The following is a 6304-nucleotide window of genomic DNA, read 5'->3' on the forward strand; positions in this document are numbered from 1 at the left end:
GGTGCGCAGGTGGGGGTGCTGCGGTGGAGCGCGGTGCGGCTCGGGCAGGGCGTGGGTGGTGGGGGCTTTGGTGCGGCTCGGGTGTGGCGTGGGTGGTCGGGGGCGCGGTGCAGCCCGGGCATGGCATGGGCGGTGGGGGCGTGGTGCGGCCCGGGTGTGGCACGTGCGGTGGCGGGGCGCGGTGCAGGCCGGGTGTGGCGTGGGCCGGTGGGGGGGAGCGGTGCAGGCCGGGTGTGGCAGGTGGTCTCACGGGGCCGGGGCGTCGTGGGCCCCGTCGGGCTCCCGCGGGGCGTGGGCGGCGGCGCGGGTGATGTTGCGGGCCATGCCGCCGAAGACCACGGCGTGGAAGGGCCACACGCTCCACCAGTAGGCCTGGCCCGCCAGCCCGTGCGGATGGAACAGCGCCCGCTGGCGGTACCGCGTCCGCCCGGTGTCGTCGGTCTCGACGTACATCTCCAGCCAGGCCAGCCCCGGCAGCCGCATCTCGGCGCGCAGCCGCAGCAGCCGCCCGGGGACGATCTCCTCCACCCGCCAGAAGTCCAGCGAGTCGCCGACCCGCAGCCGCGCGGCGTCCCGGCGCCCCCGGCGCAGGCCGACCCCGCCGACCAGCCGGTCCAGCCGGCCCCGTACCGCCCAGGCCAGAGGGAAGGAGTACCAGCCGTTGTCGCCGCCGATGCCCTCGACGACCCGCCACAAGGCGTCCGGCGGCGCGTCGACCGTCAGCGCGCGGTCGTCGGTGTAGAGGCTGCCGCCGGCCCAGTCCGGGTCGGTGGGCAGCGGGTCGCTGGGCGCCCCCGGCACGGACGCGGACGACCAGCGGGTGCTGACCTTGGCCTCCCGCACCCGTTGCAGGGCCAGCCGCAGCGCCTCGTCGAAGCCGAGCGGGGAGCCCGGCGGTGGCGGCACGTACCGCACGATGTCGTTCTCGCCGCACACCACCTCGTGCCGCAGCGACTCGGTCAGCGGGCGGGCGATGGCCGCCGGGACCGGCGTGACCAGCCCGACCCAGTGACTGGACAGCCCCGGGGTCAGCATCGGCACCGGCAGGATCAGCCGTCTGGGCAGCTCGGCGACCCGGGCGTAGCGCACCATCATGTCCCGGTAGCTGAGGATGTCCGGCCCGCCCACGTCGAAGGTCCGGGACACCTCGGGCGGCATGGTGGCGCTGCCCACCAGGGCGCGCAGCACGTCCCGCACGGCGACCGGCTGGACGCGGGTGTGGACCCAGCTGGGCGTGACCATCACCGGCAGCCGCTCGGTGAGGTAGCGCAGCATCTCGAAGGAGGCCGACCCGGAGCCGATGACGACCGCCGCGCGCAGCACGGTCGTGGGCACGCCGGAGGCCAGCAGGATCCGGCCCACCTCGGCGCGGGAGCGCAGGTGCGGCGACAGTTCGCCCTCCGGCACCCCGGCCGGGGTGAGGCCGCCCAGGTAGACGATGCGCCGCACGCCGGCCGCCGCGGCCCGCTCGGCGAAGGTGCGCGCCGCCCGCCGGTCGGTCGCCTCGAAGTCGTCGCCGGTGCCGAGCGCGTGCACGAGGTAGTAGGCGACGTCGACGTCCGCCATCGCCCCCGCCACCGAGCCGGCGTCGGTCACGTCCCCGCGCACCACCTCGACCTCCGCCGCCCAGGGATGGTCGCGCAGCCGCTGCGGGGAGCGGGCCAGGCAGCGCACCCGGTGCCCGGCGTCCAGCAGTTCGGGCACGAGACGGCCCCCGATGTAGCCCGTGGCCCCGGTGACCAGGCAGCGCAGGCCCGCCCCGCCCGCCTCGCCGCCCGTCCGGCCGGGTCCCTCGTCTGCCTGGCTCATGTCTGCCTGGCTCATGTCGCTCCGTCGCTCGCGGGACAGTCGTCTCCGTGACCCCTTCCCCCGAACGGGCCGCACCGGACGCGTGCCGGCCCGGGTGGACCCTTCTATACGCTGATCACGTGGCGACAGCGAACCGGCGCGGACAGCACGCGCACGAGCGGGGGACCGGCCGCCCCGGCCCCGAGACGAGCGGCCCGCACGTCCTCGCCGCACCGCTGCGGCGGATGAACGGCGAGATCAACCGCCTCGTGCACGGTTTCGCCGGCGGCCACGGCCTGCACGCCACCGACATCCGGACGCTCGCCGCCACCCTGGACGCGCGCGAGCCCATGACGGCGGGGCGGCCGCGCGAGCACCTGGCGCTGACCTCGGACGCGGTGACGGCCGGCGTGGACCGGCCGCAGCGCGCCGGGCACGTGCGCCGGGTCCGGGAGAGCGCCGACCGCCGGGTCGTGCACCTGCGCCACGTGTGCCAGGCCGGGGAAGCGGCGCGGACGTACTTCCTTCCGCCGGCCGAGGCCGCCGCCACCGACCGAGTTGCCTTCGCCGTCCCGCAGCCCTGGAGACCCGACACCGATGTCCAACCCTTCCCGGCGGGCCCGTTGGCTCGTCCCCGCCGTCCTGCTCCTGGTCTGGCTCGGCATCGGCGGAGCGCTCGGGCCGTACGCCGGGAAGCTCGGCGAGGTCGCCACCAACGACCGGGCCGCCTTCCTGCCCCGCAGCGCGGAGTCCACCCGGGTCATCGACGCACAGCGGGCCTTCCAGCAGGACGAGACGCTCCCGGTGATCGTCGTGTGGACGGCCGACGGCGGAGGTTCGGTCACCGGTCACCGGGCCGAGGCCACCCGCTCCGTCGCCTCCCTGGCGGGCGAGCCGGGCGTCGTCGGGCGGGCGTCGCCCGCGCTGCCCTCCGGTGACGGCGAGGCACTCCAGGCCGTCGTCCAGGTCGAACCGGACCTCGGCGACGCGCTGCCCGACGTCCTGGCGCGCATCGCTGACGCGGCCGAGCGGGTGCCGGGCACCCGGGCGCAGATGGCCGGTCCGGCGGCCTCCCAGGCCGACCTCTCCGACGCCTTCTCGGGCATCGACGGACTGCTGCTCGGGGTCGCGCTGATCACCGTCCTGGTGATCCTGCTGCTCGTCTACCGCAGCGTCCTGCTGCCGCTGGTCATCATCCTGGGCGCGGTCTTCGCCCTGGGCCTGGCCTGCGCGATCGTCTACGCGCTCGCCGAGCGGGACGTCGTACGCGTGGACGGGCAGGTCCAGGGGATCCTCTCCATCCTGGTCATCGGCGCCGCCACCGACTACGCCCTGCTGCTCACCGCCCGCTTCCGCGAGGAGCTGGCCCGGCACCCCGACCGCTTCGCCGCGGTGCGCGCCGCGCTGCGGGCCTCCTGGAGCGCCGTCGTGGCCAGCGCGGCGACGGTCGCCCTCGCGCTGCTGGCGCTGCTGCTCAGCGACCTCACCAACAACCGCGCGCTCGGACCCGTCGGCGCCATCGGCATCGTCTGCGCCGTACTGAGCACGCTCACCTTCCTGCCGGCCGTCCTGGTCCTGCTCGGCCGGGCCGCCTACTGGCCGGCCAGGCCGGTACGGGCGGGCGATCCGGAGGCCGGGCACCGGCTGTGGCACCGGGTCGCGGCCCTGGTGGACCGGGCCCCGCGCCGCATCTGGGCGGTCTCGCTGGCCGCGCTGCTCGCCTGCGCCGCCTTCGCGCCGACGCTGACCTCCAGGGGAGTGCCGCTGGACGAGATCTTCGTCAACGACACCCCGTCGGTCGCCGCGCAGCGGACGCTGGCCCGGCACTTCCCCGGCGGTTCCGGCAACCCCGCCGTGATCATCGCCGAGGCGGACCGGCTGGCCCCGGTCCTCGACGCCGCCCGCGACACCCCCGGCGTCGCCTCCGCCGCCCCGGTGACCGCCTCCGGCCGTCCCGGCGGCGACCCCCAGGTGGTCGACGGGCGCGTACGGATCGACGCGACGCTGCGGGCGCCGGCCGACAGCGACGCCGCCAAGGACGCGGTGGCCCGGCTCAGGGCGGCCGTGCACGACGTGCCCGGCGCGGACGCCCTCGTCGGGGGCTACACCGCCCAGCAGTACGACACCCAGCGCACCGCCGAGCACGACCGCACGCTGATCGTGCCCGTGGTCCTCGCCATCATCCTGGTGATCCTGATCGCCCTGCTGCGTTCGCTGCTGATGCCCGTGCTGCTGGTGGCGACGGTGGCGCTGAACTTCGTGGCCACCCTGGGAGTCTCGGCGCTGGTCTTCACCCACGTGTTCGGCTTCAGCGGCACGGACGCCTCGGTCCCGCTCTACGGCTTCGTCTTCCTGGTCGCACTCGGCGTGGACTACAACATCTTCCTGATGTCCCGGGTGCGGCAGGAGGCGCTGCACCACGGGGTCCGGGAGGGCATCGTGCGCGGGCTGACCGCCACCGGCGGCGTGATCACCTCGGCCGGGGTGGTCCTGGCCGCCACCTTCGCCGCGCTGGGCGTCATCCCGCTCGCCTTCCTGGTGCAGATCGCCTTCATCGTGGCCTTCGGCGTCCTGCTGGACACGCTGGTGGTGCGCTCGCTGCTGGTCCCGGCGCTCGCCCGCGACCTCGGCGCCGTCGCCTGGTGGCCCGGGCGGCTGGGACACCGGGACCTGGCGGGACGGGACTGACCCTCCCCGCCCCGGCCCTCACGCGTCGGGGCGCCGCTCCGACGGGCGCACCGTACCGAGGAAGCGCCGTACGTCGATCTCGATGACGACCCGCTCCGGATTGGCCCGGGGCTGCCGGTAGCGGGCGGCGTAGCGGGTCTCCGCGTCGCGGACCGCCCCGGCGTCGTCCCGCACCATCGCGACGCCCTCCAGCGTGGACCAGCGTCTGCCGTCGACCTGGCCCACGGCGACGACCGCCCCGGCGGCCCGCCGCACGTTGCGCGCCTTCGCGGTGTCCCGGCTCGTGATGACCCGGGCCGTGCGGCTGGCGTGGTCGTACGTCACCCCGACGGGGACCAGGTGGGGTGTTCCGTCGGCCCGCGGCGTCGACAGGAAGCACACCCGGCGCTCCTGCCAGAAGTGGACGAACTCGTCGTCCGCGTCGTGCTGTTCCCCGGTGTCCATCCGCTCTCCTCGCCCGCGCCGCGTGTCTCCCGTCCGTACCAGCATCGCCCGGCGGTCCGGACGCCCGCACGGCGGGGTCCGCACGGGGGCGCGTGGGCCGGTCTCAGGCGGCGTCCCGCCCGGAGTCGTGGGCCCGGCCGGCCCCGCCTCCCGGGAGGAGACGCAGGTGCCGGCGCCGGGCGTGCCGGGGCGGCGCCGGATCCCCGAACAGCCGGTCCTCCAGACACGTCATGGCGAACAACAGCAGCGCCAGTGCGGGCAGTATCAGGACGGCAACGGTCACCACGCCGCAGGCCCCTTCCGCTGTGGGACGACTCCGCGCGGGTGCCCGGGCGGGCGCCGGTGAAAGCCGTCATGTTCGGACGGTCCTTGGGTAGGCGGCTGCGACGGCAGACAAGTCGTCCCCGAGGAACGGAGCAGCCGAGCCGATGTCGCACACCTCCCCGCCCGCCGGACCGGTCACGAACCCGCAGCTGGCGGCCTCGTGGTCGGACTGGGCCGGCGACCACACCGCGTCCCTGATCGGGATACCGCTGCGGATCGCGCTCATCGTCGTGATCCTGCTGGTGCTGCGCGCGGCGGCCAAGCGGGCCATCACCCGGGTGGTCCAGCGGGTCCTGGAACCGTCGGCCGGCGAGGCCGAGCGCAGCCGCCCGCGCAGGCCGGCCCGCGGTGCCGCCGTCCTGCACCGCGACCGGTCCCGGGCGCGGCAGCGCCGCGAACAGCGGGCCCGCACCATCGGCTCGGTGCTCAGCAGTGCCGTCACCATCGTGCTGTTCATGGTCGGCGTGGCCATGGTGCTCGACCAGGTCGGCATCGCCCTCGGCCCGCTGCTGGCCAGCGCCGGAGTGGTCGGCCTGGCCATCGGCTTCGGCGCCCAGAGCCTGGTCGCCGACTACCTGTCCGGGCTGCTCATCATGGTCGAGGACCAGTACGGCGTCGGCGACTCGGTCGACCTCGGCGAGGCCGTCGGCGAGGTGGAGCACGTCGGCCTGCGCCTGACCCATGTGCGCGACCTCAACGGCGGCCTGTGGCACATCCGCAACGGTGAGATTTTGCGCGTCCGCAACGACAGCCAGGAGTGGGCCCGCGCCGTCCTGGACGTCGCCGTGGCCCACGACGCCGACCTCGACACCGTCTTCCGCGTCCTGGAGGACACCGGGCGCGCGCTGCGCGAGGAGCCCGACTTCGCGGACGTCCTGCTGGAGGACCCCGCGGTGTGGGGCGTGCAGTCCCTGGACGCCGACGGGATGCTGGTGCGCCTCGCCGTCAAGACCGTGCCGCTCCAGCAGTGGGGCGTCACCCGCGAGCTGCGCCGCCGGGTCAAGGAGGCGCTGGACGCCGCGGGCGTCGAGATCCCCTTCCCGCGCCGGGCGGTGTGGGT

General features: G+C 75.5%; 5 protein-coding genes and 1 pseudogene. 3 read left to right on the forward strand and 3 right to left on the reverse strand.

The window, feature by feature from the left end; translation table 11 throughout:
• Window positions 1-246: 246 nt before the first annotated feature.
• On the reverse strand, window positions 247-1809 hold the full coding sequence (locus tag K7854_RS37005) for an SDR family oxidoreductase (RefSeq protein WP_226030949.1): 1563 nt from the start codon (window positions 1807-1809) through the stop codon (window positions 247-249).
• Between the two features lie 119 nt (window positions 1810-1928).
• Here K7854_RS37005 and K7854_RS37010 point away from each other — a divergent pair.
• Window positions 1929-2354 (forward strand): annotated as a pseudogene (locus K7854_RS37010) (winged helix DNA-binding protein); the annotation flags it as partial.
• A 31-nt stretch (window positions 2355-2385) separates the two neighbouring features.
• Entirely contained in the window at window positions 2386-4476 is a 2091-nt protein-coding gene (locus K7854_RS37015) for an MMPL family transporter (RefSeq protein WP_226030945.1), read from the forward strand.
• Window positions 4477-4494: 18 nt separating this feature from the next.
• On the opposite strand, the gene K7854_RS37020 is transcribed toward K7854_RS37015, so the two are convergent.
• The gene (locus K7854_RS37020; RefSeq protein WP_226030946.1) at window positions 4495-4920 is read right to left on the reverse strand and encodes a PPOX class F420-dependent oxidoreductase; all 426 of its coding nucleotides are present in this window, start codon (window positions 4918-4920) and stop codon (window positions 4495-4497) included.
• A gap of 103 nt (window positions 4921-5023) precedes the next feature.
• On the reverse strand, window positions 5024-5206 hold the full coding sequence (locus K7854_RS37025; protein ID WP_226030947.1) for a hypothetical protein: 183 nt from the start codon (window positions 5204-5206) through the stop codon (window positions 5024-5026).
• A 142-nt stretch (window positions 5207-5348) separates the two neighbouring features.
• Here K7854_RS37025 and K7854_RS37030 point away from each other — a divergent pair.
• Window positions 5349-6304: mechanosensitive ion channel family protein (locus K7854_RS37030; protein ID WP_226030948.1), on the forward strand; the 956-nt coding region annotated here is incomplete at its 3' end.

Source organism: Streptomyces hyderabadensis (assembly GCF_020404845.1).
Classification (GTDB): Bacteria; Actinomycetota; Actinomycetes; order Streptomycetales; family Streptomycetaceae; genus Streptomyces; species Streptomyces hyderabadensis.

What these genes read in the sequence shown, in the direction of transcription:
- K7854_RS37005 (WP_226030949.1), bottom strand. Translation starts at nt 1,809, where the DNA reads ATGAGCCAGGCAGACGAGGGACCCGGCCGGACGGGCGGCGAGGCGGGC.
- K7854_RS37020 (WP_226030946.1), bottom strand. Translation starts at nt 4,920, where the DNA reads ATGGACACCGGGGAACAGCACGACGCGGACGACGAGTTCGTCCACTTC.
- K7854_RS37015 (WP_226030945.1), top strand. Translation starts at nt 2,386, where the DNA reads ATGTCCAACCCTTCCCGGCGGGCCCGTTGGCTCGTCCCCGCCGTCCTG.